19 protein-coding genes are annotated in these 25,107 nt (G+C 73.8%); 14 read left to right on the forward strand and 5 right to left on the reverse strand.

Annotation, left to right across the window (positions count from 1 at the left end; genetic code table 11):
• Nucleotides 1-34 precede the first annotated feature (34 nt).
• Nucleotides 35-904, reverse strand: a complete 870-nt coding sequence (locus ACFY2K_RS28270; protein ID WP_375892745.1) for a peptidase — start codon at nucleotides 902-904, stop codon at nucleotides 35-37.
• A gap of 2 nt (nucleotides 905-906) precedes the next feature.
• Nucleotides 907-2,229, reverse strand: a complete 1,323-nt coding sequence (locus ACFY2K_RS28275; protein ID WP_380524034.1) for a VWA domain-containing protein — start codon at nucleotides 2,227-2,229, stop codon at nucleotides 907-909.
• A 173-nt stretch (nucleotides 2,230-2,402) separates the two neighbouring features.
• On the opposite strand from ACFY2K_RS28275, the gene ACFY2K_RS28280 reads away from it, so the two are divergent.
• From ACFY2K_RS28280 to ACFY2K_RS28305, 6 genes are all read left to right on the forward strand, one after another.
• Nucleotides 2,403-3,245, forward strand: coding sequence for an ATP-binding cassette domain-containing protein (locus tag ACFY2K_RS28280; protein WP_387715121.1), 843 nt, complete (start codon nucleotides 2,403-2,405; stop codon nucleotides 3,243-3,245).
• Nucleotides 3,245-3,928 (forward strand): ABC transporter, encoded by a 684-nt coding sequence (locus ACFY2K_RS28285; RefSeq protein ID WP_380397567.1) that lies wholly within the window; start codon nucleotides 3,245-3,247, stop codon nucleotides 3,926-3,928. The genes ACFY2K_RS28280 and ACFY2K_RS28285 overlap by 1 nt, the downstream gene beginning before the upstream one ends.
• A 165-nt stretch (nucleotides 3,929-4,093) precedes the next feature.
• The gene (locus ACFY2K_RS28290) at nucleotides 4,094-5,503 is read left to right on the forward strand and encodes an FtsW/RodA/SpoVE family cell cycle protein (RefSeq protein ID WP_387715124.1); all 1,410 of its coding nucleotides are present in this window, start codon (nucleotides 4,094-4,096) and stop codon (nucleotides 5,501-5,503) included.
• Nucleotides 5,503-7,011, forward strand: coding sequence for a penicillin-binding transpeptidase domain-containing protein (locus ACFY2K_RS28295; protein ID WP_380588743.1), 1,509 nt, complete (start codon nucleotides 5,503-5,505; stop codon nucleotides 7,009-7,011). Before ACFY2K_RS28290 ends, ACFY2K_RS28295 begins: the two co-directional genes overlap by 1 nt.
• Before the next feature lie 247 nt (nucleotides 7,012-7,258).
• The gene (locus ACFY2K_RS28300; protein WP_380524027.1) at nucleotides 7,259-8,746 is read left to right on the forward strand and encodes an amino acid permease; all 1,488 of its coding nucleotides are present in this window, start codon (nucleotides 7,259-7,261) and stop codon (nucleotides 8,744-8,746) included.
• A gap of 143 nt (nucleotides 8,747-8,889) precedes the next feature.
• The gene (locus ACFY2K_RS28305; RefSeq protein ID WP_375892736.1) at nucleotides 8,890-10,314 is read left to right on the forward strand and encodes a glycosyltransferase 87 family protein; all 1,425 of its coding nucleotides are present in this window, start codon (nucleotides 8,890-8,892) and stop codon (nucleotides 10,312-10,314) included.
• 69 nt (nucleotides 10,315-10,383) lie between these two features.
• On the opposite strand, the gene ACFY2K_RS28310 is transcribed toward ACFY2K_RS28305, so the two are convergent.
• Both ACFY2K_RS28310 and ACFY2K_RS28315 read right to left on the reverse strand, forming a co-directional pair.
• Entirely contained in the window at nucleotides 10,384-12,150 is a 1,767-nt protein-coding gene (locus ACFY2K_RS28310; protein WP_380524025.1) for a penicillin-binding transpeptidase domain-containing protein, read from the reverse strand.
• 207 nt (nucleotides 12,151-12,357) lie between these two features.
• Complete coding sequence (locus tag ACFY2K_RS28315) at nucleotides 12,358-14,163, reverse strand: dolichyl-phosphate-mannose--protein mannosyltransferase (RefSeq protein WP_387715129.1); 1,806 nt, start codon at nucleotides 14,161-14,163, stop codon at nucleotides 12,358-12,360.
• A gap of 105 nt (nucleotides 14,164-14,268) precedes the next feature.
• Between ACFY2K_RS28315 and rsmI the strand changes: the two genes are divergently transcribed.
• The 8 genes from rsmI to ACFY2K_RS28355 all read left to right on the forward strand — a co-directional run bounded on the left by rsmI (nucleotide 14,269) and on the right by ACFY2K_RS28355 (nucleotide 23,031).
• The gene (gene rsmI / locus ACFY2K_RS28320; RefSeq protein ID WP_375892733.1) at nucleotides 14,269-15,138 is read left to right on the forward strand and encodes a 16S rRNA (cytidine(1402)-2'-O)-methyltransferase; all 870 of its coding nucleotides are present in this window, start codon (nucleotides 14,269-14,271) and stop codon (nucleotides 15,136-15,138) included.
• Between the two features lie 229 nt (nucleotides 15,139-15,367).
• Complete coding sequence (locus ACFY2K_RS28325) at nucleotides 15,368-15,799, forward strand: hypothetical protein (RefSeq protein WP_387715132.1); 432 nt, start codon at nucleotides 15,368-15,370, stop codon at nucleotides 15,797-15,799.
• Between the two features lie 153 nt (nucleotides 15,800-15,952).
• Nucleotides 15,953-17,572: a methionine--tRNA ligase gene (metG, locus tag ACFY2K_RS28330; RefSeq protein ID WP_375892731.1), complete on the forward strand. Its 1,620-nt coding sequence runs from the start codon at nucleotides 15,953-15,955 to the stop codon at nucleotides 17,570-17,572.
• Nucleotides 17,572-18,450: a TatD family hydrolase gene (locus tag ACFY2K_RS28335; RefSeq protein ID WP_380524016.1), complete on the forward strand. Its 879-nt coding sequence runs from the start codon at nucleotides 17,572-17,574 to the stop codon at nucleotides 18,448-18,450. Before metG ends, ACFY2K_RS28335 begins: the two co-directional genes overlap by 1 nt.
• Before the next feature lie 94 nt (nucleotides 18,451-18,544).
• Complete coding sequence (locus ACFY2K_RS28340) at nucleotides 18,545-19,144, forward strand: Uma2 family endonuclease (RefSeq protein WP_387715136.1); 600 nt, start codon at nucleotides 18,545-18,547, stop codon at nucleotides 19,142-19,144.
• A gap of 28 nt (nucleotides 19,145-19,172) precedes the next feature.
• Nucleotides 19,173-20,099, forward strand: coding sequence for a 16S rRNA (adenine(1518)-N(6)/adenine(1519)-N(6))-dimethyltransferase RsmA (rsmA, locus tag ACFY2K_RS28345; protein WP_387715139.1), 927 nt, complete (start codon nucleotides 19,173-19,175; stop codon nucleotides 20,097-20,099).
• Nucleotides 20,096-21,010, forward strand: coding sequence for a 4-(cytidine 5'-diphospho)-2-C-methyl-D-erythritol kinase (locus tag ACFY2K_RS28350; protein ID WP_375892727.1), 915 nt, complete (start codon nucleotides 20,096-20,098; stop codon nucleotides 21,008-21,010). Before rsmA ends, ACFY2K_RS28350 begins: the two co-directional genes overlap by 4 nt.
• 206 nt (nucleotides 21,011-21,216) lie before the next feature.
• Nucleotides 21,217-23,031: an ABC-F family ATP-binding cassette domain-containing protein gene (locus ACFY2K_RS28355; protein WP_387715142.1), complete on the forward strand. Its 1,815-nt coding sequence runs from the start codon at nucleotides 21,217-21,219 to the stop codon at nucleotides 23,029-23,031.
• Nucleotides 23,032-23,146: 115 nt separating this feature from the next.
• Here ACFY2K_RS28355 and ACFY2K_RS28360 read toward each other — a convergent pair whose 3' ends face one another.
• Nucleotides 23,147-25,003: an FUSC family protein gene (locus ACFY2K_RS28360; RefSeq protein WP_380588731.1), complete on the reverse strand. Its 1,857-nt coding sequence runs from the start codon at nucleotides 25,001-25,003 to the stop codon at nucleotides 23,147-23,149.
• Nucleotides 25,004-25,107 lie beyond the last annotated feature (104 nt).

Consider the following 25,107-nt stretch of genomic DNA (forward strand, 5'->3'; position numbering starts at 1 on the left):
GTGTCCGGCCGGCCCTCGACGGGTGGGGCCGGGACTACGGGCGCTCGGCGTAGTGGCCGTGCTGGTGGTGCGAGCCCTGGGGCGGGACGGCGCCGTGGTGGCCGGGGCGGTGGCCGCGCGGGTGCCGGGTCAGGTGGTAGCCGAGGATGCCGGCCAGGGCGGCCAGGAAGCCGCCGCCGATGGTCCAGTACCAGCGGCTGTTCCAGCCGGAGAACCAGCCGGTGTACCAGTGGTCCTGCTCCGCGACCGGGGCCGCGGCCCGGGCCGTGCTCGCGCCGCCGCCGACCGGCGGGACCAGCGGCGCCTTGAGCGCGCCGCCCTCGGGCTGGGCGTTGTCGGCGTTGCCCTTGGCGGCGACGTGCAGCTGGGTGGTGGCGGCCAGGCCGAGGTCGGGCTGCGGGGCGTCGGTGACCGAGAGCCGGACGTAGTAGGTGCCGGGCAGCGGGTCGCCGGACCACGGCTCGGCCCAGGTGCGGACCTCGCGCAGGGTGCAGTTCAGCGCCAGCGAGGTGGTGTTCTGGTCGCCGGTGGCGTTCTGGGTGCCGGCGGTGCAGGCCTGGCGGCGGCGCAGCCCGTCGAAGACCTCGACGCTCCAGGTCTGCGGGCCGTGCCGGTCGGCGGCCGGGGCCAGGTTGACGGTCAGGCTGACCGTCGGGGTCTGGCCCTCGGAGGCGCCGAACGCCCAGTAGAGGTAGTCGCCGGTGGAGACGGCGACATCGGCGTCCTGGCCGGGGGAGAGGTTGACCGCGGTCAGGAAGGAGGTGCCGGCCTTGGTGGCCGGGGCCGGGGTGCCGCTCGCGGTCGCCGTCGGGGACGGCGAGGCGGCGGAGGCGGCCGGGGCGCCCAGCGCGAGGGCGGGCAGCAGGGCGAGGGCGGCGAGGGCGCCGCGGATCGTCGTACGCATGATCAGTTCTCCCGCCAGACGGCGATCCGCCAGCGTGCGATCCAGCCGGCGAGCAGGCCGAGGACCAGGCCGGCCAGGGTGAGGGTGAGCAGCAGGATCCAGCCGCGGCCGAGGCCCATGGCGGCGCCCTCGGGGGCGGGCGAGGCGGAGGCGAGGTCCACGGTCAGCTCCAGCGGCATGCCGGGGTCGGCCTGGACGCCGGACTGCGGGGCCAGCGAGTTGCTGACCACCAGGCAGACGGTGGTGTCCGGCTTGTCCTTCGCGGAGGTGGTGGGGCTCGCGGTGACGTAGCCCTTGGAGTCGTTGGTGGACCAGCGCAGGCCGGTGGAGATCACGTCGGCGCGGGCGCTGCCGGCGTCGGTGCCGCGGACCAGTTCCTGGCCGGCGGCGCTGGTGGCCTGGAGCAGGACGCCGTAGTCCCGGGCCACCGCGCGGTCGAGGCCGACGCTGACCGAGGCGCGCAGTTCCTGGCCGGACTTGACCGGGACCTTGTAGACGCGGTGCTCGGAGAACTTCTCCCGGTCGCTGTAGACGCCGGGGGTGAGCACCGGGGCGCTCTCGCACTTGTCGGTGCCGGCGGTCTTGGACGGGGTCACCGTGTAGGTGTCGTTGGAGCGGTCGACCAGCTGCTTCACCTTGTCGGTGAGCTGCTGGGGGGTGCGGACGTCGGTGTAGGTGCCGCCGGTCGCGTTGGCGATGCAGAGCAGCTGCTGGCGGGTCTTGTCGTCGTGCGCCAGGCCGAGGGTGTCGACCACCAGGTGGATGCCCTGGGAGGCGAGTTCGCGGGCGACGTCGCACGGGTCGGGCGGGGTGCAGGTGTCCTCGCCGTCGGTGATCAGGACGATCCGGCGGGTGGCGTCGCCCTTGCCGAGGTCCTGGGCCGCGCCGCGCAGGGCGAGGCCCATCGGGGTCCAGCCGGTGGGGCGCAGGGTGGCGACCGCGGTCTTGGCCTCGACCTTGTTGGTCTTTCCGACCGGGAAGAGCTGCTTGGTGTCCTGGCAGCCGATGTTCTTGTCGTTGCCGGGGTAGGTGGCGCCGAGGGTGCGGATGCCGAACTCGGTCTCCGCGGGCAGGGCGTCGATCACCTCGTTCAGCGAGTTCTGGGCCACCGAGATGCGGCTCTTGCCCTGGATGTCGGCGGTGTTCATGGAGCCGCTGACGTCCAGGATCAGGTCGACCTTGGGGGCCTCCTTCGGTGCGGGGGAGGCGCCGGCTGATGGTTCGTCGGCGTGGGCGGGCAGGCCGAGGAGCAGCGAGGCGCCCGTTATCGCCAGGGCGGCCAGCAGGCTGCCGAGCCTGGTCTTCGGTCGTCGTCCGGTATTCACCCGGCCGATCCTAGGGATCATCAGTTCGTCAAGGCCAAACGAGACCGGACGGTGCACCCGCCCGCCCCGGCGTGAACTCCGGCGTGCGGGGCAGGGTTTGCCGGACGCGGTGCTGACGTCGGCCTTACCCGCGCTGGATAGCCTTCGGGGGACCGGATGGAGGCGGGGTGCGGATGGAGCTGACCGCGGTCGGCAAGCGGTACGGGCGGGGCGGGCGGTGGGTCCTGCGGGACGTCGGACTGGTCGTGGGGCCGGGGGAGTTGGTGCGGATCTCCGGGGCGAACGGGAGCGGCAAGTCGACGCTGCTGCGGCTGGCGGCCGGGATCGAGCGGCCGAGCACCGGCCGGGTGGTGCGGCCCGGGTCGGCGGCGTACGTGCCGGAGCGGTTCCCGCCGGCGCTGCCGTTCGACGCGGCCTCGTACCTGGTGCGGGTGGGCCGGGTGCACGGGCTGTCGGCGGGGGAGGCGCGGCGGCGGTCGGGGCAGTGGCTGGACCGGTTCGGCATCGCGGACCGGGCGGGCACCCCGTTGAGCCGGCTGTCCAAGGGCACCTGTCAGAAGGTGGCGGTGGTGCAGGCGTTGATCGCCGAGCCTCGGGTGCTGCTGCTGGACGAGGCCTGGACCGGGCTGGACCCGCGGGCGCGGGCGGTGCTGGACGACGCGGCCGCCGAGCGGGCGGCGGCGGGTGGCGCGGTGCTGTTCGTGGACCACGACCCGGCCCGGCTGGCCGGGCGGACCAGCGCCGCCTACCGGGTGGGCGCGGACGGCGGGCTGCGGCCGGTCGGGGAGGCGGTGCCGGTGCTGGACGGGGGGCCGGTGGTGGAGGTCGAGGTGGACCTCGCGGACGGTGCCCCGCTGCCGCGGCGGCTGCCCGGCGCGCCGGTGGTGACCGCGCTGGACGGTACGGCGGTGCGGCTGGAGGTGCCGGCCGGGCACTCGGACGCCCTGCTGCGCGGCCTGCTGCTGAGCCGCCCGGCGCTGCGGGTGCTGGCGGTGCGCCGACGGGAGGAGGGGTGATGGGGCAGGTCGGGGCGCTGACCCGGTACCACCTGGAGCTGCTGGTGCGCTCGCACGCCTGGCTGCCGCCGTTCCTGGCGTTCGCGCTGGTGCTGGTGGTCGGGGTGACGCCGGGTGATCCGCTGCTGGGCGGGCTCGGGTTCGGGGCGGGGCTGCTGGTGCCGGTGAGCGCCTGGTGCGTGCGCGGTGTGCTGACGGCCGAGCCGCCGGCCTCGCGGGCCTGCCTGGTGGCGGTGGCGGGCCCGGTGCGGGTGCACCTGGGGGCGCTGCTGGCGGCGGTGACGGCGGGGCTGCTGCTGGCGGTGGGCGAGGTGGCGGCGCTGTGGTGGGTCGGCGGCGCGGTGGCCGACCCGGGGGCGGGGCGGGAGCCGGGTGTCGGCCGGGCGCTGCTGGCCGGGCTGGTGGCCTCGGTGGTCTGCGTGCTGCTGGGGGCGTCGGCCGGGGTGCTGGGCAACCGTCCGGTGCTGGTCCGCTCGCCGTACGGGATCCTGGCGGCGCTGGGGTCGGCCGCGGCGGCGCTGGTGCTGCCGGGTTCGCCGGCCAACGCGGCGGTGCGCGGGGTGGTGACGGCGGCCCGGACCGGGCGGGTGGCCGTGCCCTGGGGTGAACTGCTTTTCTCCGTCGTGCTGTTGGCCGTGTTCGGGGCGGGGGCGGCGGTGCTGGCCGGGCGGCGGCCGGAGTGAGGGGCGGCGGGCGCGGTCGTGGCAAAGGCGGACACACCGTGGCAAAGAGTCGATATATATGGATAGTGCTCGTTAGGGTGACGAACCGGGGCACCGGTGTCCGGACCCGGTCGGCCCCTTCGACTCCCGCCTCCCCCAGGACGGTCCGTGGCGACACCCTCCGCCGTGACGAGATCCGCGGCCCGGCCGGTCCGGCCGGTGCGGCCCCGGCGCACCACCGAGCTGGTGCTGGTGCTGGCCGCCGTCCTGATCGCCGTGTTCGGCTACGTCGAGGTCGGGGTGAACCTCGACGGGCGGGCGCCCGCCGACGCCGCCCAGTACGGGGCGGCGCTCGGCGTGCTCGCCCTGGCGGCGCACGGCGCGGTCCGCCTGCGGGCCCGGTACGCGGACCCGCTGCTGCTGCCGATCGCGGTGCTGCTGAACGGGATCGGCCTGGTGGTGATCTACCGCCTGGACCGGGCCACCCCCGGCCGGGAGGCCGCCTCCACCCAGCTGCTCTGGTCGGCCCTGGGGGTGGGGCTGTTCACCGCCGTGCTGCTGCTGGTGCGCGACCACCGGCGGCTGCGCCGCTACGCCCACGTCGGGGCGCTGCTGGCGCTGGTCCTGCTGGTGCTGCCGATCCTCTTCCCGCCGGTGTACGGCTCGCGGATCTGGATCGTGGTCGGGCCGCTGTCCTTCCAGTCGGGGGAGTTCGCCAAGATCCTGCTGGCGGTCTTCTTCGCCGCCTACCTCGCGGTGCACCGGGACGCGCTGGCGCTCACCGGCCGCCGGGTCTGGCGCTGGCAGCTGCCGCGCGGGCGGGTGCTCGGGCCGGTGCTGCTGATCTGGGCGGCCTTCGTCGGGGTGCTGGTGCTGGAGACCGACCTCGGGACGGCCCTGCTGTACTTCGGGCTGTTCGTGGTGATGCTCTACGTGGCCACCGCGCGCACCGGCTGGATCGCGATCGGGCTGGGCCTGGCGGCGGTCGGCGCGGTGACGGTGGGCTGGCTCTCGCCGCACGTGCACAGCCGGGTGGTGGACTGGCTGGACCCGCTGGGCTCGATCGCGGCGGGCCGGGGCGCCAACCAGATCGCCCAGTCGCTGTTCGCCTTCGCCTGGGGCGGTGAGCTGGGCACCGGACTGGGCGACGGGCACTCGGTGCTGATCGGTTTCGCCGCCAAGTCGGACTTCATCCTCGCCACCATCGGCGAGGAGCTCGGCCTGACCGGGCTGTTCGCGGTGTTCCTGCTGTACGCGGTGCTGGTCTCGCGCGGCTTCCGGACCGGCATCGCGCTGCGCGACCCGTTCGGGCGGCTGCTGGCGATCGGGCTGGCCGCGATCGTCGGCCTCCAGGTGTTCGTGGTGGCGGGCGGGGTGCTGGCGCTGATCCCGCTGACCGGGATGACGATGCCGTTCATCGCCCAGGGGGGTTCGTCGGTGGTGACCAACTGGATCATCGTGGCGCTGCTGGTGCGGATGAGCGACGACGCCCGGCGGCCGGTCCCCGCGCCCGCGCCGCTCCCCGTGACCGCGCCCGGGACCGCGCCCGTGACCGGTCCGGAGCAGGGGCCCGGCGCCGGGCCGGAGGCGCGGTGATGGCCGGCCTCGGGCCGCGGGGCAACGGGCCGCAGGGGCTGCCCGGGATCTCGGTCACCGGGCGCCGGGCGGCCACCTTCTGCCTGCTGCTGGTCGGGGCGCTGTGCGTGCAGGCCACCCGGGTGCAGGTCTTCGAGGCCCGGGACCTGGACCGCAACAGCGCCAACCAGCGGCTGGTCGTCGAGCGCTACGCCCGCCCGCGCGGGGACGTCCTGGTCGACGGGCAGCCGGTGACCGGCTCCCGGCCCACCGGCGGCCGGTACGCCTACAAGCGCACCTACGCCGACGGGACGACGTACGCCGCCGTCACCGGCTTCTCCTCCCAGGCGTACGGCAACAGCCAGCTGGAGGGCACCGAGGACGGCCTGCTGAACGGCACCGACGGCCGGCTGACCGGCTGGTCGCTCCGGGACGCGCTCACCCGCCGGCGCAGCCCCGGCGGGAACGTCCTCACCACGATCGACCGGGCCGCCCAGCAGGCCGCGGTGCGCGGGCTCGGCGACCAGAAGGGCGCGGTGGTCGCGATCGAGCCGGCCACCGGGCGGATCCTGGCGCTGGCCAGCACCCCCTCCTACGACCCGGGCGACTTCGCCGGCTCGGCGGGGGCCGACCAGACGGCCTGGAACCGGCTGCAGGCCGACCCCGACCAGCCGATGCTCAACCGGGCGCTGCGCCAGACCTACCCGCCGGGCTCGACCTTCAAGGTGGTCACCGCCGCCGCGGCGCTGGCGGCCGGGGTGGTGACCGACCCGGACGCGCCGACCGACGCGCCCTTCCCGTACGTGCTGCCGGGGACGACCACGCCGCTGGTGAACGACAGCGCGGCCTGCGACCGGCCCGGGCTGTCGCTGGACGCGGCGATGACCGCCAGCTGCAACAGCGTGCTGGGCCACCTGGGGGTGCGGACGGGGGTGGAGAGGCTGGTGGCGACGGCCGAGGGCTTCGGCTTCAACGACCCGAAGCTGGACGTGCCGGTGCGCCCGGCCCGGTCGAACGTCGACACCGCGATGGACCCGGCGCAGCTGGCGCTCTCCTCGATCGGGCAGTTCGACACCGCGGCCACCCCGCTGGTGATGGCGATGGTCGCGGCCGGGGTCGCCAACGGCGGGACGGTGATGCGGCCGCGGCTGGTGGACCGGCTGACCAGGAGCGACGGCACCGTGGTCGAGGTGCGCGGGCCGGCCGTGTACCGGCAGGCGCTGACCCCGGCGGTGGCCGGGCAGCTGCGGAAGCTGATGACGGACGTGGTGGAGAACGGCACCGGCGGCAACGCCCGGATCCCCGGGGCGGTGGTCGGCGGCAAGACCGGTACCGCCCAGCACGGGGTGGACAACAGCGGGACGCCGTACGCCTGGTTCATCTCCTGGGCCGCGCCGGCCGGTTCGGCCGCCGTGGCGCCGGTCGCGGTGGCGGTGGTGGTCGCGGACAGTGACGCCACGGACGTCACGGGTGGCGCGCTGGCCGCCCCGATCGCCCGCTCGGTGATGCGGGCGGTGCTCGGCCGCTGACTCGGACAGGAGTGCTGACCTGGTCTTTTATCCGATGCCCGGAAGATCCGCCGCGTGCGAAGTGTCCGGTTTGTGAGCTCTGGTGCGCCGATTCGTACAATGCGCGGATCGGTATTGTTTGTTTGCGACACTGGCGCCTTTGCCGGGTACTGTCCCATGTTTGTTCGGTTGGTCCCCGAAGTCACCCCCCAGTACTCGGAGTGACCGGTCACCAGGACACCCTCCCCCGCCCAGAAGGACAGCAGTTTTGGCCAGCAACACCCTCGGTGCGCGTCTGCTGCGCCGCAAGCCCGTCTCGACCCTGCTCGCCGAGAGCGAGGGCCACGGCCTTCCGGCCGGCGCACCCGAGGAGGGCGGCCGCTCCGGCATCCACCTGCGCCGCTCGATCGGGCTCTGGCAGCTGTCCGCGATCGGCATCGGCGCCACCATCGGCACCGGCATCTTCTTCGTGCTCAACACGGCGGTGCCGTCGGCCGGTCCGGCGGTCATCCTGTCCTTCGTGATCGCCGCGGTCACCGCCGGGCTCACCGCGCTCTGCTACGCCGAGATGGCCTCCGCGATCCCGGTCTCCGGCTCCTCGTACTCCTACGCCTACGCGACCCTCGGCGAGGGCGTCGCCTTCGGCGTCGGGATCTGCCTGCTGATGGAGTACGGCGTCTCCGCCTCGGCGATCGCGGTGACCTGGGCCGAGTACCTGAACAAGTTCTTCGACCTGGCCTTCGGGTTCAAGATCCCCGAGCAGCTGTCCGGCGCGCCGGACAGCACCCACTGGTTCAACCTGCCGGCGCTGCTGCTGGTCGCCATGGTCTGCTTCCTGCTGATCCGCGGGGTCAGCGAGTCGGTGAAGGTCAACGCCGCCATGGTCGCGGTCAAGATCGTGATCCTGCTGCTGTTCATCGGCGTCGCGCTCACCGGCTTCCACTCCGGCAACCTGACCCCGTTCATGCCGCTCGGCATCGGCGGCGTGCAGGTCGCCGCGTCCAGCATCTTCTTCTCCTTCATCGGTCTGGACGCCGTGTCCACCGCCGGTGAGGAGGTCAAGAACCCGCGCCGGACCATGCCGATGGCGATCATCATCTCGCTGGTCGTGGTGACCCTGCTCTACATCCTGGTCGCGCTGGCCGGCATCGGCGCCCAGCCGTGGCAGAAGTTCGACGGCCAGGAGGCCGGGCTCGCCCAGATCCTCCAGGACATCACCGGCCAGAGCTGGCCCGCGATGATCTTCGCGGTCGGCGCGATCGTCTCGATCTTCAGCATCACGCTGGTGGTGATCTACGGGCAGACCCGCATCCTCTACTCGATGGGCCGCGACGGCCTGCTGCCCAGGCGCTTCGCCGAGCTCTCCCCGCGCACTGGCACCCCGGTCTGGAACACCCTGGTGGTCGGGCTCGGCGTGGGCGCGCTGGCCGCGTTCATCCCGCTGAACGTGCTGGCCGACATCACCAGCCTGGGCACCCTGATCGCCTTCTCGGTGGTCTCGATCGGCGTGATCGTGCTGCGCCGCACCCAGCCCGACCTGCCGCGCGGCTTCAAGGTCCCCGGCTACCCGGTCGTCCCGCTGCTCAGCGTCGGCTTCTGCGTCTACCTGATCACCGGCCTGCACGCCGACACCTTCCGGGCCGGGGCGATCGCCCTCGCCGTCGCCCTGGTCGTCTACTTCGGCTACAGCGTCAAGCACTCCCGCCTTGAGCGCGCCGAGCGGCCGGCCGTCCCGAGCGGGACCGGCACCGGCTGACCAGGGCGTCGGCCGCCGGGCCGTTATCCAATCGTGAAGGGCCGCCGCGTGGTACGACACCCGGCGGCCCTACGCGCGTAGCGTCCCGACCGGGGCCCGAGGCGGTGGCGACAGCGCCCGGTTCGCCGCCATAACCTTCCACCATGGTGAGCACCCGCACGCCCGGCTTCTCCCGCCCGCGCGGCCGCTTCACCGGCCGTTCCAGAACGCCGGCCCCGACCATCGACGCCGAACCGCCGCCCAGACCCGGACGGCCGCCGACGGGCTCCACCGGCCGCCCGTTCCCCCGCCAGCGTGGTGAGAGCACCTTCCCGCCCACGCCCGTTCGGTGGAATCCCGCCCGGCTCGCCTCGCTGCGCTGGGTGCAGCTGCTCGGCTGTCTGATCGCGGCCGGCTGGGCCGCGGCCTTCCCGCTCGTCTCCGACCTGGCCAACCAGCGGCTGTGGGGCCTGGTCGCGGCCCCCGCCTACGTGGTGGCCGGGCTGCTCTGCCTCACCCTGCCGCGCCGCTTCGCGGCCGAGGCCGCCGCCGTGGTCGCCCTGCTCGGGGCCGTGCTGGCGCCGCTCGGGCTGCTCGCGGTGACCGGCCGCCACCAGTCCGAGGTGATGGTGGTCGAACGCTCGGCCCACCTGATGCTCACCACCGGCGACGTCTACCTCCCGCACCCGGTGGTGGTCACCGACTACAACCCCTACCTCCCGGCGATGTCCCTGTTCGGACTGCCGCGCCAGCTGCTCGGCAGCTCCACCGCCTTCGCCCGGGTCGCCGGGGACGCCCGGATCTGGTTCGCCCTCACCTTCGTGGTCTGCCTGCTGGCCGCCTGGCGGCTGCTCCGGCCCACCCGGCCCGGCACCGACGGCCATCGCGCGCCGCTGCTGCCGCTGGCCGTCCTCACCGCCTCGCCGCTGATAGCGCTGGCCCTGGTGGTCGGCGGCGTCGACCTGCCGCTGATCGGGGTCTGCTGCCTGGCCATGGCGCTCGCCGAGCGGGACCGCACCGTCGCCGCCGGGCTGGTGCTCGCCCTCGCCTGCAGCCTCAAGTGGACCGCCTGGCCCGCCCTGCCGGTGGCCGTCCTGCTGCTGTGGCGGCTGTACGGCCGGCGGCCCGCCGCCCGCACCGCGCTGATCGGGGCCGGGGTGAGCGCGGCGGTGCTGCTGCCGTCCGTCCTGACCCAGCCGCAGGCGCTGCGCGACCAGGTGGTGCGCTTCCCGCTCGGGATGACCGCGATCCGCACCCCGGCGGGCAGCCCGCTGCCCGGCAAGGTACTGGCCGGCTTCGGGCCGACCGGGCACACCGTCTCCCTCGCGCTGATGACCCTGGCCCTGGTCGGGGTGGCGATCTGGCTGGTGGCCCGGCCGCCGGTCTCCGCGATCGCCGCCGCCGACCTGCTGGCCGCCGGGCTGGCGATCGCCTTCACGCTCGCCCCGGCCGGACGGTTCGGGTACCTGGCGCTGCCCGCCGTCCTGGTGATCTGGCCCCGGCTGGCGGCCCGGCGCTGGAGCAGCCGGCGCCCGGCGGCGCCCAGGCCCGCGCCGGAGGTGCCGCGGCCCGCCCTGCCGAGGAGCTGACCGGGCCCGCACGCACGGGAGCCCGCCACGTCGTCCGTGGCGGGCTCCTCGCGTACCGGACTCAGGTGCTCACTTGTTGCCGGACTTGAGCAGCGAGGCCACGGCCGGGCCGGCCGCGTCCACGCCGTGGCCGCCGCCCTGGACCTCGGCGGCGACCGCGAGGTTGCCGCGGAAGGCGGTGAACCAGCTGTTGGTGGTGGACGCGCCCTGGACCTCGGCGGAGCCGGTCTTGGCCCCCGCGTTGTCGGTGATCCCGGCCATCACCTGGCTGGCCGTGCCGCCGACGGCGGTGGCGTTCATCATCGCGCGCAGCTTGGCGGCGACGTCCGGCGAGATCTGCCGGGCCGCCTGCTGCTGGGGCAGGCCGGCGACCAGGATCGGCTGCTTGAACGCGCCGCTCTGGACGGTCGCCGTGATCGAGGCGATGGCCAGCGGGTTCATCTGGACCTTGCCCTGGCCGATGTAGTTCATCGCCTGCTCGTCCTTGCTGCCCGGGGTCGCCGGGATCTTGCCGTCGGCGTTCGGCAGGCCGGTCTTCCACTCCAGGCCGATGCCGTACACGTCCTTGGCGGTGCCGGACAGCGTCTCGGGCTTGAGGCTGGTCAGGCCCTGGTTGATGAAGGCGGTGTTGCAGGACACCATGAAGTCCTTCTGGAGCGAGTAGTCCGGGAAGGCGCCGGGGAAGTCGTTCGGGATCGCCACCGGGTTGCTGCTCTTCTCCGGGCAGGCCACGTTGCTGTCCGGGGTGAGCCCGGACTCCAGCAGGGCCGTCGAGGTGACGATCTTCATCGTCGAACCGGGGGCGAGCAGGCCGGTGAAGGCCCGGTTCTGGCCGGTGGCCGGGGCGTTGGCGAAGGCCAGCACCTGGCCGGTGCTGGGCTCGACGGCCACGATGGAGCCCTGCTTGCCGCCCAGGTCGGTCATCGCCTTCTCGGCGGCGGCCTGGAGGGTGTTGTCGATGGTCACCTTGAACGGCTTGCCGGGCTTGGGCTCGACGATGGTGAACAGCTTGTCCGCGGCGGTCTTGCCGGCCGGGTCGGTGATCACCACCGCGCTGCCCGCGTCCTGGTCCTTGTTCGGGTCCGGCGGCAGCAGCTTGTGGGCGTTGTCCTGGAGCGTGGCCATCAGCGCCGGGGTGAGCGAGGCGCCCTGCAGCGCCTTGCCGTTGCGGTCCACCACGGTGGACGGCGGGGCGAAGACCTGCTGGGTGGCGATGGTCTCGTTGCCGGACAGGTGCGGGTGGATCACCGAGGGCGCCCAGTGCACGGCCGGGGTGTTGTCGCTCATCTTCACGACGCCGAGGAAGCCGTTGTAGTCCCAGACCCGGCTGGTGCCGGCGAACTCGGCGCGGGCCTTGAAGCCCATCAGCACGCCGGTGGGCCCGGAGGGGGAGGCGGCGGCGGACGGCGAGTCGGTGGCACCGGCGGTGGCACCCGCGGACGGGGTCGCCGAGGCCGCGCCGGTCGGCTTGGCCGGGGCCGGGGTGCCGGTCGCCGAGGCGAAGGCCTGCGGCGTGGCCGGGCCGGCCGGGGACAGGGTCAGCGCGCTCGGCTTCACCTGGTCCCTGAAGGCCGTCAGCGCCGTGGTGGCCGCGGCCGGGTCGTCGGTCAGCGAGGCCGCCTTGGCGATGTCGCCGGAGGTCCAGGCCGCCAGGAAGTCCTTCGCACCGCTCGCCGCCTGGTCGGCCGTGGGCGGCTCGGCGACCACCGTGCGGGGCTTCTTGTCGCCGGACGAGGAGTCCGACCCGCCCATCAGGCTGTAGGCCCCGTAGCCACCGCCCGCGAGGACGGCGATGGACACGCCGGTGATGATGCCGATCTTCGCGCCACTGCGCATGGTGCAAATCCCCCAGGGGTCTCGCGGCCGGGCGCAACCGGCGGGGCCGGAAACGCGGTACTCCCCCCACCCTAGGCAGGGCGGATCGGTGCGCCGACGAAACGCCGGGGACTTGTGACGGATCTGGTACGTGTTGTGGACGGGTTCGGACGGTTGGAGGGGGACCGTGTGCGCGCCCGGACGCTTCCGCCGCTGGTCACGGGGGTCTCAGATCCAGCTGTTGAACCACATCCGGGCGCGCCAGTCGCTCAGCGGGATGGTCTGCCCGGTGAACAGCGGGTAGAAGTACAGGAAGTTCCAGATGATCAGCAGCACCAGCAGCCCGGCCGCGGCCGAGCCGATGATCCGGCGGTCCCGGGAGGCGCCGGCCGGCCCGATCAGCGCGCCGATCAGCATCGTCACGGCGAGCACCAGGAACGGGACGAAGACCACCGCGTAGAAGAGGAAGATCGTCCGCTGCTGGTACAGGAACCACGGCAGGTAGCCGGCGGCCAGGCCGCACAGCAGCGCGCCGGCCCGCCAGTCCCGGCGGAAGGCCCAGAGCCACAGGCAGTAGACCAGCGCCAGCAGGGCCGTCCACCAGAGCAGCGGGGTGCCGATGCCCAGCACCTCACGGGCGCAGTCGGTGACGGTGCAGCCGCTCTGGCCGAGCTTGGGGGACTCGTAGTAGAAGGACACCGGGCGGCCCAGCACCAGCCAGGACCACGGGTTCGACTGGTAGGTGTGCGGGTCGGTCAGGTGGGTGTGGAACTCGTAGACCGTCGAGTGGTAGTGCCACAGGGCCCGCAGGCCCTCGGGTATCCACGGGTAGTCGGTGGAGCGGCCGACCGCCCAGTCCCGGCCCCAGCCGCCCTGGCCGGGCGCGTTGCTGCTGGCGAACCAGCCCCACCAGGACGCCACGTAGACCGCGACCGAGACCACGACGACCGACACGAAGGCGGGCACCACGTCCCGGGCCAGCACCGCCGGGTACGGGCGCGGGGCGCCGGCCAGCCGGCGGGCGCCGACGTCCCACAGCACGGTCATCAGGCCGAACGCGGCCGCGACGTACAGGCCGCTCCACTTGGTGGCGCAGGTCAGGCCGACGCAGACGCCGGCCGCGATCCGGTACGGGCGCCAGCCCAGGTGGAGCCGCTGGGCGAGCACCGCGTCCTCGACCCCGCCGAGCCTGGCCGCGAGCCGGGCCCGGGTGCGGTCCCGGTCCAGGACCAGGAAGCCGAAGGCGGCGAGGATCCAGAACATCACCACCAGGTCGAGCAGGGCGGTGCGGCTGAGCACCAGGTGCAGGCCGTCCACCGAGAGCAGCAGGCCGGCCACGCAGCCCAGCAGGGTGGAGCGGAACATCCGGCGGGCGATCCGGGCCAGCATCAGCACCGACAGGGTGCCGAGCAGGGCCACCGCGAACCGCCAGCCGAAGGGGTTCATGCCGAACAGCTGCTCGCCCGCGCCGATGATCCACTTGCCCACCGGCGGGTGCACCACGTACGACGGCGTCGAGCGGTACGGCACGGCCGCGCCCGGCGTCATGATCGTCGTGTTGGCGTCCTCCGGCCAGTTGATCTCGTAGCCGCCGTGCCAGAGCGCGTAGGCGTCCTTGGCGTAGTACGTCTCGTCGAAGATGATCGCGTGCGGCTGGCCGAGGCCGGTGAACCGCAGCAGCCCGGCGAACACCGCGACCGCGACCGGGCCCAGCCAGCCGGACCAGCGGCACAGGAAGTACCAGAGGCCCTGCGGCAGCCGCAGGCCCAGCCGCAGCAGCAGCGGGGACTGCGCGACGTCGGGCCGGGTCACCCCGGGGCCGTCCGGCATCGGCGGGACGAGGCGCTCGGTGAGCGTGCCGGTCGGGCGGGCCCGGTAGCCGAACCCGGCCAGGCGCTCCCGCCAGGGCGCGGGTGCCAGGGGTGGCTCCGGTGTCAGGGGTGACTCCGGTGAGCGGGGGGACGGCAGGCCGACACCGCCCCGCGCGGAGTGGTCCGTACCCGTGGGCGTCTGCGCCGCCGTGTCGCCGTTCATCCGCCACATCGTAGGGGCGCTCCTCGTACGTGTGACCGGTCCCTCGGAAGCTGACCGAATCGTCACCAAACGCCCCGGCGGCCCGGAGCTGCGAGGATGGGGCCCGTGACAGGAGTACTCGTTCTCGCAGGCACCCCCATCGGCGACGTCTCGGACGCCCCGCCCCGGCTGCTCACCGAGCTGGCCACGGCGGACGTCATCGCGGCGGAGGACACCCGGCGGCTGCGCCGGCTCACCCAGGCCCTCGGGGTGACCCCGGCCGGGCGGGTCGTCTCCTACTTCGAGGGCAACGAGGTCGGCCGCACCCCCGAGCTGGTCGAGGCGCTCCTCGGCGGCGCCCGGGTGCTGCTGGTCACCGACGCCGGGATGCCGTCCGTCTCCGACCCCGGCTACCGGCTGGTGGCCGCCGCCGTCGAGGCCGACGTCAAGGTCACCGCCGTGCCCGGGCCGTCCGCGGTGCTCACCGCGCTCGCGCTGTCCGGCCTGCCGGTCGACCGCTTCACCTTCGAGGGCTTCCTGCCGCGAAAGACCGGCGACCGGGCCCGGCAGCTGGCCACCGTCGCCGCCGAACCGCGCACCATGGTCTTCTTCGAGGCGCCGCACCGGATCGCCGAGGCGCTGGCCGCGATGGCGGAGGCCTTCGGGCCGCAGCGCCCGGCCGCCGTGTGCCGCGAGCTCACCAAGACCTACGAGGAGGTCAAGCGCGGGCCGATCGGCGAGCTGGCGGCCTGGGCCGCGGACGGCGTCAGGGGCGAGATCACCGTCGTGGTCGCGGGCGCCCCGCCGGCCGCGCCCCAGGAGCTGACCCCGGCCGAGCTGGCCCGGCTGGTGGCCGTCCGGGAGGAGGCCGGGGAGCGGCGCAAGGAGGCCATCGCGGCGGTCGCGGTCGAACTGTCCGTGCCCAAGCGGGAGGTCTTCGACGCGGTCGTCGCGGCGAAGCGGGAAGCCGTGGAAGGGGCTTTGAAAAAGGGGTGAATTCCGGGGGTTGCGTGGCGGGCGGGGAGTCGTACCTTGGAGGGAAGGCCCGGCTAAACGCCCGCTGCGATGAAGGTTCGACCCCGGATTCCGGTTCCCGACGCGCCCTTTGTATAGGGCTCGCCAATCCGCATCCAAGTCTTCACAAGAAGGGCGTCAGCCAGGGCGGTACGGGCATTTCCTTGAACGGAAAGACCCAGCCGGGCGAGCGCCCGACGGGCACTGGGAGTTGGCTATGAGCGACACGATCGGTAGCCCCCGCAGTGGCAACGCGCTGAACGCCGCCGGCCTGGCGGGGCGGGCGCACACTCCCGTCGAGACCGTCCGGGAGGCCTACTCCTTCGCCTGCCTGCGCTGCGGGTACGGCTGGGAGCAGGCGTACGACATCGAGCACCACGTGGCCCGGGACGGTCACATCGTGTTCGAGTACCACGCCAACGGTGTCCGGGTGCCGTCCCCGCTGCTCAAGCCGACCTGCCCGGGCTGCGGTGGACACACCGTCCGGATCATGCGCGAGGGCCGGGTGGCCGGCGCCGACCAGCCCTGGCAGCACGCCCCCGGCTACCCCGCGCACGCCGAGCCGGCCCGGCCGGCCCCGGCCGCCGGGCCCGCCCGGCCGCAGGGGCGCTGGGCCCGGTTCTGGTCGCGGCTCCTGGGCTGACCGGGCCGACGGGTCCTGGGCCGACCGGGCCGACGGGTCCGGGGGAGCGCGGCCGGGGCCGCCCGCCGCGAGCAGTGCGGCGGGCGGCCCCGCGGTACGCCCGGGCGATATCCGGTCGAGGGGTGCGTTCGGGCCCGACTAAGCTTTCCGACCATGGCGGCCACTTCAGACCACAGCACCACCGGGACGAGCGCCCCGGCGTACTACGTTTCCACTCCGATCTACTACGTCAACGACCGTCCCCACCTGGGCCACGCGTACACCACCGTGGCGGGCGACGTCCTCACCCGCTGGCACCGCCAGCGCGGCGAGAAGGTGTGGTACCTGACCGGCACCGACGAGCACGGTCAGAAGATCATGCGGACCGCCGAGGCCAACGGCGTCAGCCCGCAGGAGTGGTGCGACAAGCTGGTCGAGGAGGCCTGGAAGCCGCTCTGGCAGCACCTGGAGATCGCCAACGACGACTTCATCCGCACCACCGAGGAGCGGCACACCGCCCGGGTGCAGGAGTTCGTCCAGGACCTGTTCGACAAGGGCGAGATCTACAAGGGCGGCTACTCCGGCCCCTACTGCGTCGGCTGCGAGGAGTTCAAGCTCCCCGCCGAACTGCTCGACGGCGCCACCGAGGACGAGAAGCTCTGCTCCGTCCACAAGAAGCCGGTCGAGTGGCTGGAGGAGGAGAACTACTTCTTCCGCCTCTCCGCCTACGCCGAGCGGCTGCTGGAGTTCTACGCCGCCAACCCCGGCTTCATCCAGCCGGCCTCGGCCCGCAACGAGGTGCTGCGCTTCGTCGAGCAGGACCTCAAGGACCTCTCGATCTCCCGCTCCACCTTCAACTGGGGCGTGCCGCTGCCCTGGGACGAGAAGCACGTCCTCTACGTCTGGGTCGACGCGCTGCAGAACTACATCACCGCGGCCGGCTACGGCAGCGACCCGGAGCGCTTCGCCGAGCTCTGGCCGGCCTCCGTCCACCTGGTCGGCAAGGACATCCTGCGCTTCCACGCGGTGATCTGGCCGGCCATGCTGATGGCCGCGGGCCTGCCGCTGCCCAAGCGGGTCGTCGCCAACGGCTGGCTGATGGTCGGCGGCGAGAAGATGTCCAAGTCCAACCTGACCGGCATCGCGCCCACCGACCTCACCTCGCACTTCGGCGTCGACGCGTACCGCTACTACTTCCTGCGGGCGATCCCGTTCGGCACGGACGGCTCGTTCTCCTGGGAGGACTTCACCGCCCGCTACACCTCCGAGCTCGCCAACGACTTCGGCAACCTGGCCTCCCGGGTCGCCGCGATGGTCGGCAAGTACTTCGGCGGGACGCTGCCGGCCGCCACCGCCGCGGGCGAGGCCGAGCAGGCCGTCGCGGACGGGCTGGCCGCCGCCGTCGCCGCCGCCGACGCCAAGATCGGCGAGGAGCTGGACTTCGCCGGCGGCCTCGCGGCGATCTTCGAGTTCGTCAAGCAGGTCAACGGCTACCTCACCACGCAGGAGCCGTGGAAGGTCGCCAAGGACGAGTCCGAGGAGGGCCAGGCCCGCCTCGCCACCATCCTCTACACCGCCGCCGAGGCGCTGCGCGGCACCGCCGTGCTGCTCAACCCGGTGATGCCGTCCACCGCCGAGAAGCTGTGGGCCTCGCTGGGCGCCGCCGAGGGCCTCGGCGCGCTCGCCGACCAGCGCATCGCCACCACCGGCGACTGGGGCCGGCTGCCCGTCGGCGCCACCGTCACCAAGGGCGAGATCCTGTTCCCGCGCCTCGAAGAGAAGCCGGCCTCCTGATGGCCGGCAAGGACGACGACCGGTCGACCCCGCCGCCGCTGCCGCAACCCCTGGCCGTGGCGGTGGCCGACTCGCACACCCACCTCGACATGCAGGCCGGCACCCCGGCCGAGGGGCTCGCCCGGGCCGCCTCGGTCGGGGTCGCCACGGTCGTCCAGGTGGGCTGCGACGTGCCCGGCTCGCGCTGGGCCGCCGAGCTGGCGGCGCAGTACGAGCAGGTGCACGCGGCCGTCGCCCTGCACCCCAACGAGGCGCCGCGGATCTTCCTCGGCGACGCCGACGGGTGGTCCGGGCAGCAGCGGCTCGCGGGCGGGCAGGCGGCGCTGGACGAGGCGCTCGCCGAGATCGACGCGCTGGCCGCGCTGCCGCAGGTCCGCGCCGTCGGCGAGACCGGGCTGGACTACTTCCGCACCGGGCCGGAGGGCGTGGAGATCCAGAAGGAGTCGTTCCGCCGCCACATCGAGATGGCCAAGCGGCACGGCAAGGCCCTGGTCATCCACGACCGCGACGCCCACGAGGACGTCATCGCCGTCCTGCTGGCCGAGGGCGCCCCGGAGCGGACCGTCTTCCACTGCTACTCCGGCGACGCCGGGATGGCGAAGGTCTGCGCCGAGCACGGCTGGTACCTCTCCTTCGCCGGCCCGGTCACCTTCAAGGCCAACCAGCCGCTGCGCGACGCCCTGCTCGCCACCCCGCTCGACCGGATCCTGGTCGAGACCGACGCCCCCTTCCTCACCCCGCACCCGTACCGGGGGCGGCCGAACGCGCCGTACCTCATCCCGGTCACGGTGCGGTCGATGGCGGCGACCCTGGGGCTGCACGAGGACGAGCTGTCGACGGCGATCGCGGCGAACACGGCACGGGCCTTCGGGTACTGAGCGGGTCGAACGGGTTTCGGGTTTCGAAGGAACGATTCGGCACTCCCGGCTTCTTCCTAGGCTGGTTAGCATGAGTGCAGTGAGGGAGGTGGCAATGACCGCCGAGCCGATCAGCGAACCCGTGGACGATCGCGTCGAATGGTTCCTTCCGCCAGCCCAGGGCTGGACGTACGAGCAGGCTCAGGATTTCGACCTGCCGTTCGAGTGGGATCTGGTGGACGGAGTCATTGTGGTCCGGGGGCAGACGAACTTCTGGCATGACCTGGTGCGTTCGGGGCTGGAGCGAGGGCTGTTCGCTGCGCGCGTCGAGCCCTGTGCGGTCCTGCTGGAGCGGTGCATGCTGCTGGACGAGAGCAACACGGCCAAGCCCGATGTGGTGGTGTTCGACAAGACCGGTCTCGACGTCTTCGAGTTGGACTGTCTGCCGGTCGAGTCCGTGGTTCTGGCCGTCGAGGTGGTGTCGCCCGGGACCCGGGCCAGGGACCGCTTCGGCAAGCCCGGGCAGTTCGCCGAGAAGGGCATCCCCCACTACTGGCGGGTCGAGCGCGGCATCGACGACCTGCCCATCGTCCACGAGTTCCACCGGGACGAGGAGAAGGGCGTCTACTTGCCCGTCGCCCAGCACGAAGGGGTGCTCCGTACCTCGGTCCCGTACCCCGTGGAGATCGACCTCGCCGCGGTGGTCGAACTCTGAGTGCCGCCCGCGCCCGTATCCTTGGCGCGTGAGCAGCACCGACCCCACCCCTGACAGCCACCTGCTGGGCGCCGCCGACATCCGCGAACTGGCGGCCGCGTTCGGCGTGAAGCCGACCAAGCAGCGCGGGCAGAACTTCGTCATCGACGGCAACACCGTGCGGCGGATCGTCCGCGCCGCCGAGGTGACGGAGCAGGACGCGGTGGTGGAGGTCGGGCCGGGGCTCGGCTCCCTCACGCTGGCGCTGCTGGACGTCGCCCGGCACGTCACCGCGGTCGAGATCGACCCGGTGCTCGCCCGGCACCTGCCGGACACCGTCGCGGGCCGGATGCCCCGCAAGGCGGACGCCTTCGCGCTGGTCCTCAGCGACGCCATGGAGGTCACCGAGCTGCCCGGGCCGGCGCCCACCGCGCTGGTCGCCAACCTGCCGTACAACGTGGCCGTGCCCGTCCTGCTGCACATGCTGGCGACCTTCCCCAGCATCGAGCGGACCCTGGTGATGGTGCAGAGCGAGGTCGCCGACCGGCTCGCCGCCAAGCCCGGCAACAAGGTCTACGGCGTCCCCTCGGTCAAGGCCAACTGGTACGCCGACGTGAAGCGGGCCGGCGCGATCGGGCGGAACGTGTTCTGGCCCGCCCCCAACGTCGACTCCGGGCTGGTCTCGCTGATCCGCCGCGAGCCGCCGAGGACCACCGCCACCCGCGAGCAGGTGTTCGCGGTGGTCGACGCCGCGTTCGCCCAGCGCCGCAAGACCCTGCGCGCCGCGCTGGCCGGCTGGGCCGGCTCCGCCGCCGGGGCCGAGCAGGCGCTCGCGGCCGCCGGGATCGACCACAAGCTGCGCGGCGAGATGCTGACGGTGGAGCAGTTCGCCGCGATCGCCGAGCACAAGCCGGTGGAGCAGAAGCCGGTGGAGCACAAGCCCGCCGGACACGAGCCTGCTGAGGACGGCGAGTGATCACCGTACGGGTACCGGCCAAGGTCAACGCCCAGCTCGGGGTCGGCGGACTGCGCGCCGACGGCTTCCACGACCTGGCCAACGTCTTCTTCGCGGTCGCGCTCGGTGACGAGGTCACGGCCACCCCGGCGGACGGCGTGACGCTGTCCTGCTCGGGCCCCGACGCCGACGCCGTCCCGCTCGACGACAGCAACCTCGCCGCCCGCGCCGCCCGGCTGCTCGCCGCCCACCACGGGATCGCCGACCCGGGCGTCCACCTGCACATCGCCAAGGCCATCCCGGTCGCCGGCGGCATGGCCGGCGGCAGCGCCGACGGCGCCGCCGCGCTGGTCGCCTGCGACGCGCTGTGGCAGCTCGACACCCCGCTCCCGGTGCTGCTGGACCTCGCCGCCGAACTGGGCTCCGACGTGCCCTTCGCCCTGCTCGGCGGTGTCGCGCTGGGCCGCGGCCGGGGCGAGATCCTGGAACCGCTGCCGGTCGACGGCACCTTCCACTGGGTCTTCGCGGTCGCCGACGGCGGCCTGTCCACCCCCGCCGTCTTCCGCGAGTGCGACCGGCTCCGCGAGGAGGCCGGCACCGGCTCCAGCGACCTCCAGGTGCCCACCCCCGACGCCGACCGGGCCCTGCTCGCCGCCCTCGCCGACGGCGACGCCGTCGCCCTGGCCGGCGCGCTCACCAACGACCTCCAGGCCGCCGCGCTCTCCCTGCGCCCCGCGCTGGCCGCCACCCTGCGGGCCGGCACCGAGGCCGGTGCGCTCGGCGCCCTGGTCTCCGGCTCCGGACCGACCTGCGCCTTCCTGGCCAAGGACGCCGAGGCGGCGGCCACCGTCGCCCGGGCGCTGCTGGCCTCCGGCACCTGCCGGGCCGCGCACGCCACCTACGGGCCGGTGCCGGGGGCCTCGGTCGTCTGACTCCGACGGGGTGGGGTGGCGCGTCCGGTGCGGTGGGGGCGTCGGTCCTCCGGCGTGCCGGGGGCGTCGCTCGGGCGGCATGGTGGGGGCGCTCGACGCGGTGAGGGCGTCGCGGCCCGCCCATTAGGCTGGGGTGATCGGGTCGTCCCCGAGAGAGGGGCGGGCTGGGCCCGCCCCCGACCGCCGAACCCAGGAGCGCAGCACACGTGGCCGTCAACCTCGCCACCATCGAGTCCGTCACGAAGGTCTACGGCACCCGCACCCTGCTGGACGCGGTCAGCCTGGGCGTGAGCGACGGCGACCGGATCGGCGTCGTCGGCCGCAACGGCGACGGCAAGACCACCCTGATCCGGATGCTCGCCAAGCTGGAGGAGCCCGACGGCGGCCGGATCACCTGGAACGGCAACCTCGAACCGGCCGTCCTCACCCAGCACGACTCGCTCGACCCGAAGGCCACCATCCGGCACGAGGTCATCGCCGACCGCGCCGACCACGAGTGGCTCGGCGACGGCCGGATCCGCGACATCATCGAAGGCCTCTTCGGCGGCCTCGACCTGCCCGGCTTCGCCGACGGCCTCGACACCGTCATCGGCCCGCTCTCCGGCGGCGAGCGCCGCCGGATCGCCCTCGCCAAGCTGCTGCTCGGCTCCCCCGAGCTGATCATCCTCGACGAGCCCACCAACCACCTCGACGTCGAGGGCATCAACTGGCTCGCCCAGCACCTTCAGAAGCGCCGCTCCGCGCTGGTCTGCGTCACCCACGACCGCTGGTTCCTCGACCAGGTCTGCACCCGGATGTGGGACGTCCAGCACGGCGAGGTGCACGAGTACGAGGGCGGCTACTCCGACTACGTCTTCTCCCGCGCCGAGCGCTCCCGGATCGAGGCCGTCGAGGAGCAGAAGCGCCAGAACCTCGCCCGCAAGGAGCTGGCCTGGCTGCGCCGCGGCGCCCCCGCCCGCACCTCCAAGCCGCGCTACCGGATCGAGGCGGCCAACGCCCTGATCGCCGACGTGCCGGACCCCCGGGACAAGAGCGAGCTGATGAAGTTCGCCAACGCCCGGCTCGGCCGCACCGTCTTCGACCTGGAAGGCGTCACCGTCAAGGCCGGCCCCAAGCTGCTGCTGGAGAACCTCACCTGGCAGCTCGGCCCCGGTGACCGGATCGGCCTGCTCGGCGTCAACGGCGCCGGCAAGACCTCGCTGCTGCGCGCCATGCGCGACGCCTACGCCAGCGAGGGCGACGTCCAGCCCACCTCCGGCGTGATCAAGGTCGGCAAGACCGTGCGGCTGGCCTACCTGTCCCAGGAGGTCGCCGAACTGGAGCCGACGACCCGGGTGCTGCAGGCCGTCGAGCAGGTCCGCTCCCGGGTCGACCTCGGCAAGGGCCGGGAGATGAGCGCCGGCCAGCTGTGCGAGCAGTTCGGCTTCGGCAAGGACAAGCAGTGGACGCCGGTCGGCGACCTCTCCGGCGGCGAGCGGCGCCGGCTCCAGCTGCTGCGGCTGCTGATGGACGAGCCCAACGTGCTGTTCCTCGACGAGCCGACCAACGACCTGGACATCGAGACCCTCAACCAGCTGGAGGACCTGCTCGACGGCTGGCCCGGCTCGATGGTCGTCATCAGCCACGACCGGTTCTTCATCGAGCGGACCACCGACGTCGTCCACGCGCTGCTCGGCGACCAGAAGATGCGGATGCTGCCGGGCGGCGTCGACGAGTACCTGGAGCGGCGGGCCCGGATGGCCGCCGCCGCGGCGCAGGCCGCCCCCGTCGCCGCGGCCCCGGCCGCCGACCCCGCCGCCGGGCTCTCCGGCGGGGACCTCCGGGCGGCCAAGAAGGAGATGCAGCGGATCGAGCGCCAGATCTCCAAGCTGGACCAGAAGGAGTCCAAGCTGCACGCCCAACTCGCCGAGCACGCCGCGGACTTCTCCAAGGTCGCCGAACTGGACGGGCAGCTGCGCACCGTCCGGGAGGAGAAGGAGGAGCTGGAGCTGACCTGGCTGGAGCTGGCCGAGCAGGTCTGACCGCCCGCCTTCTCGACTACCGCCGCTTGAGCAGGAGTTCCCACTCGTCACGACCGCCGCTTGAGCAGGAGCTCCCACTCGTCACGACCGCCGCTTGAGCAGGAGCTCCCACTCGTCACGACCGCTGCCTGAGCAGGAGCTCCAACTCGTCCGCCGCACGGCCCAGCGCACTGAGCGCCGGGTCGTGCGGTGCGTCCGGCCGGGCCGCCGGACCGACCGGCGGACGGTGCTCCCGGGCGGCGGCCGTCAGCTCGTCCAGGGCCCGCCGGACCCGCTCGGTCTCCCCCGGATCCGGCACCCGGCCCCCGTACCGGATCTGCGCGGCGAACGCCGCCACCGCCCCGCCCAGCCGCTCCAGCGCCGCCGTGGCCGGCAGCCACTGCTCGGCCAGCCGGCCCGTGGGCGGCGGCTCGGCCAGCCCCTGCCGGACCTCCTGCCGGGCGTCCGCCAACGACCGGTAGGCCGTCCGGCGCAGCCACACCTCTCCGGTCCGGTGCTCCGTCACCGCGTCCAGGTAGGAGCGCAGGGCGGTCGTCGCGGTCACCAGCCGCGGCTCGATCCGGTGCCGCGGGCGCTCCGGCCACAGCAGGTAGCCGAAGAGCAGCACGATCGCGCTCGCCAGGACCGTGTCCAGCACCCGCGGCCAGAACTCGGCCGCGCTGCTCTGCCCGCCGAGTTGGAGCAGCACCAGCGCCATCGGCGTCATCGCCACCGTGGTCAGCCCGTAGTGCGCCGCCGTCGCGTACGGCAGCAGCGCCACGCACAGCGCCGCCACCGCCGTCAGCACCCACTCCTCGGTGGTCGACGCCAGCAGCGCCGCCGTCACCACCACGCCCAGCACCGTGCCGACCGCCCGGCTCACCGCCCGCAGGAACACCGAACCCAGATCCGGCTTCACCACGAACGCGATCGTCATCGGCACCCAGTAGCTCTTGCTCAGCGGGTAGTTGGCCGTCACCGCCGAACCCGCCGCGATGCACAGCGCCACCCGCAGCCCGTACCGCGCCGACGCGGCGGACCACAGCCGCCCCCGGAGCCGCCACGGGTCGGGCGGCGGCGCGGGAACCGCGTCGATCCGGGCCGGCCGGCCCGCGACCGCGTCCGCGGCGGCCCGCAGCGCCACGTCCAGGGCCTGCCGGGCCGGGGTGTCCGGCCGCCACCGCGGCACCACCACCTCGCCGCCGCCCCGCCGCACCGCGGCCGCCAGCTGCCCGGGCACCGCCGCCACCTCCGCCGGCACCGGCCGCCACGCCCACAGCAGGCCCGTCGCCGCCTCGGTCGCCGCCAGCGCCGCCTCGTACACCGGGCGCAGGGCCGTCCGGCCGTGCCCGGGGAACAGGTCCTGCACCTGGTTCAGGCGGGCCGTCAACACCCGGCGGGAACCCGCGCCCCGCGGCGTCCCCAGATCGCCGAGCGTCCGGCCGAGCGCCTCGTACGCCGCCGCCAGCGCCCGGACGCGCGGGTCGGCCGCACGACCGGGCAGACCCAGCAGCACCACGAACGCCGCACCCGCCAGCATCATCGGCGCCGCCGCCCACCACGGCCCCGGCAACGGCATCCCGCTGCCCAACGCCGCCGACACCAGCAGCAGCATCCCCGCCGCCGACCCGCGCGGACCCGTCGCACTCAACGCCCCCGACACGAACGCCGTCAGCGTCAGCCCGGCGCCGAGCACCACCACACCCGCGTGGACGTGCTGCAAGGCCGTGCCGATCAGCATCCCCGCCGCCGAAGCCGCCACCGCCGACCCGATCCGCGCCGTCCGCAGCCCCGCGGGCTCGACCCGGTCGTTCATCGTCGCGTGCATCGCCCCCAGCCCGGCGAACACCCCCAGGTCCAGCCGGTGCGCCCACAACCCCAGCACCAGCGGCACCGCCATCCCCACCGCGGCCCGCACCATCAACACCACCGGCAGCGGCGGCCGCTCCGGCCGCACCGCCCGGGCCCACCAGGGCGTCCTCTGCTCAGGCATGTCGTCACACGTCCGTTCTGCGGCCACGGCTCGCTGCTGAGCGACATTGCACGGCAGATGGGGCGTACCGGGGCAGTCTACCCAGCGGCCCGACCCCGGACTGG

The sequence above is a fragment of the Kitasatospora sp. NPDC001309 genome (genome assembly GCF_042896295.1).
GTDB lineage: Bacteria > Actinomycetota > Actinomycetes > Streptomycetales > Streptomycetaceae > Kitasatospora.

Coding starts and splice junctions, on each gene's coding strand:
- ACFY2K_RS28270 (WP_375892745.1), bottom strand. CDS start 904: ATGCGTACGACGATCCGCGGCGCCCTCGCCGCCCTCGCCCTGCTGCCC.
- ACFY2K_RS28280 (WP_387715121.1), top strand. CDS start 2,403: ATGGAGCTGACCGCGGTCGGCAAGCGGTACGGGCGGGGCGGGCGGTGG.
- ACFY2K_RS28285 (WP_380397567.1), top strand. CDS start 3,245: ATGGGGCAGGTCGGGGCGCTGACCCGGTACCACCTGGAGCTGCTGGTG.
- ACFY2K_RS28295 (WP_380588743.1), top strand. CDS start 5,503: ATGGCCGGCCTCGGGCCGCGGGGCAACGGGCCGCAGGGGCTGCCCGGG.
- ACFY2K_RS28305 (WP_375892736.1), top strand. CDS start 8,890: ATGGTGAGCACCCGCACGCCCGGCTTCTCCCGCCCGCGCGGCCGCTTC.
- ACFY2K_RS28310 (WP_380524025.1), bottom strand. CDS start 12,150: ATGCGCAGTGGCGCGAAGATCGGCATCATCACCGGCGTGTCCATCGCC.
- ACFY2K_RS28315 (WP_387715129.1), bottom strand. CDS start 14,163: ATGAACGGCGACACGGCGGCGCAGACGCCCACGGGTACGGACCACTCC.
- metG (WP_375892731.1), top strand. CDS start 15,953: ATGGCGGCCACTTCAGACCACAGCACCACCGGGACGAGCGCCCCGGCG.
- ACFY2K_RS28335 (WP_380524016.1), top strand. CDS start 17,572: ATGGCCGGCAAGGACGACGACCGGTCGACCCCGCCGCCGCTGCCGCAA.
- ACFY2K_RS28340 (WP_387715136.1), top strand. CDS start 18,545: ATGACCGCCGAGCCGATCAGCGAACCCGTGGACGATCGCGTCGAATGG.
- ACFY2K_RS28360 (WP_380588731.1), bottom strand. CDS start 25,003: ATGCCTGAGCAGAGGACGCCCTGGTGGGCCCGGGCGGTGCGGCCGGAG.